A 1738-nucleotide genomic window follows, 5' to 3' on the forward strand; every position below is an offset into this window, starting at 1 on the left:
CGGTCCTCGACCCGTTGCGGGCGCCGGGTGCTACTGATAGCTTGCTGGGACCGCTCGACATCCCGGCGCGCGAGCACGGCACAGGCACTCGCCGACGTCTTGGAGGCACACCGCGGCGTGACCAGAGCAGAGAGCGCGATCAGGACGCAGCGACTCGTGGCGGTGCTGCGGGGCGACTTCACGTGGGACGAGCTGGAGAGGGTCGCCGAGACGATGCTGTCTCGGGGCTTCAGCGTGCTCGAGTACACGCTCACGGGCCGCGACGCGCTGGCCGCCATCGGGCGCCTCAGGGAGCGGTTCGGCGAGGAGCTGGTCCTCGGGGCCGGCACCGTCGTCACGGCGGACGACTACCGAGGCGCCCGCGCCGCCGGGGCCGAGTTCATGGTCGCGCCGTGCTTCAGCGCGGAGCTCTCCGCGGCGGCCCACGGCGGCGACCGCCTGTTCGTCCCCGGCGTGTTCTCGCCCAGCGAGGTCGCGGCGGCCCGCGGCGAGGGCTGGAGGCTGCTCAAGCTCTTCCCCGCCGGTACGGGCGGACCCCAACACCTGAGGGCGCTGCGCGGCCCGTTCCCCGACGTGTCGTTCGTCCCCACGGGCGGCGTCGACGCCGACAACGCCGCCGAGTTCCTGCGCGCCGGTGCGGTCGCGGTGGGGCTGGGCTCCGCGCTCGTCCGCCCCGGGACGCCCGCGGAAGAGCTGGACCGCCGCCTCGTCGGCCTGCGGGCGCTCCTGCAGGCCGAGACGACGGCATGACCGCGCCGAAGCCCGGCGCCCGGGAGCCGCGGCGCTACGACGTCACGAGCGTCGGCGAGACGATGCTCAGGTACAGCGTCGCGCCGGGCGAGCACTTCACGACCGCCACGTCGTTCCGCGTGGACGTCGGCGGGGCGGAGAGCAACGTCTGCGCGGCCCTCGCGCGGCTCGGCCGCCGCACGGCATGGGCGAGCGCGCTGCCCGACAACCCGCTGGGGGCCTTGGTGCTCGACCGTCTCAGGGCGGCCGGCGTGGACACCGCGGGCGTGCGCCTCCTGCCGGGCACGCGTCTGGGGACCTACTACCTCAAGCCCTCCCTCGTGCCGAACATGAGCGCGGTCGTCTACGACCGCGCCGGCTCGGCCTTCACCGCCCTGGACCCGGCAGACCTCGACCTCGCGACGCTGCTCGACACGACCTTCCTGCACGCGACCGGCATCACCGCGGCCCTCGGCGAGGGTCCGCGGCGCCTGCTCGGGGAGGTCCTGCGGGAGGCGCGCTCCGCGGGCGTGAGGGTCTCCTTCGACGTCAACCACCGGGAGACGCTGTGGCAGGCGGACCAGGCCCGCACGGTGCTGCCCGAGTTCATGGCGCAGGCCGACGTCCTGTTCTGCAGCGCGCGCGACGCCGCCCGGCTGTTCGGCGCCGCCCCGACCGGCCCCGGCGCCGCGAGCGCGCTGCGCCGGCACAGCCAAGCGGAGCTCATCGTCGTCACCCTGGGGGACCGCGGCGCCTACGCCCGGCTGGGCGACGAGGAGCTGACGGTCCCTGCCGTGCCGACCCAGGTAGTGGACCGGCCCGGGGCGGGCGACGCCATGATCGCCGGCGTCCTCGACGGCCTGCTGGACGGCGACGTGCGCGCCGGGCTGGAGCGAGGCGCCGTCCTCGCCGCCGTGGCTCTGTCCCACCATGGCGACATGGTCGCCGTGACCCGCGGCGAGCTCGAGGCCGCGCTCGCCCGGACGACGGGGGACATCGCGCGCTAGCC

2 protein-coding genes are annotated in these 1738 nt (G+C 75.5%); both read left to right on the forward strand.

From position 1 onward, the window contains the following. Positions 1-117 precede the first annotated feature (117 nt). Positions 118-750, forward strand: coding sequence for a bifunctional 4-hydroxy-2-oxoglutarate aldolase/2-dehydro-3-deoxy-phosphogluconate aldolase (locus VF202_13785; protein HEX7041183.1), 633 nt, complete (start codon positions 118-120; stop codon positions 748-750). After that, positions 747-1736, forward strand: coding sequence for a sugar kinase (locus VF202_13790; protein HEX7041184.1), 990 nt, complete (start codon positions 747-749; stop codon positions 1734-1736). Before VF202_13785 ends, VF202_13790 begins: the two co-directional genes overlap by 4 nt. The last annotated feature ends 2 nt before the right edge of the window (positions 1737-1738 follow it).

Source organism: Trueperaceae bacterium, from assembly GCA_036381035.1.
Classification (GTDB): Bacteria; Deinococcota; Deinococci; order Deinococcales; family Trueperaceae; genus DASRWD01.

Coding starts and splice junctions, on each gene's coding strand:
- VF202_13790 (HEX7041184.1), top strand. CDS start 747: ATGACCGCGCCGAAGCCCGGCGCCCGGGAGCCGCGGCGCTACGACGTC.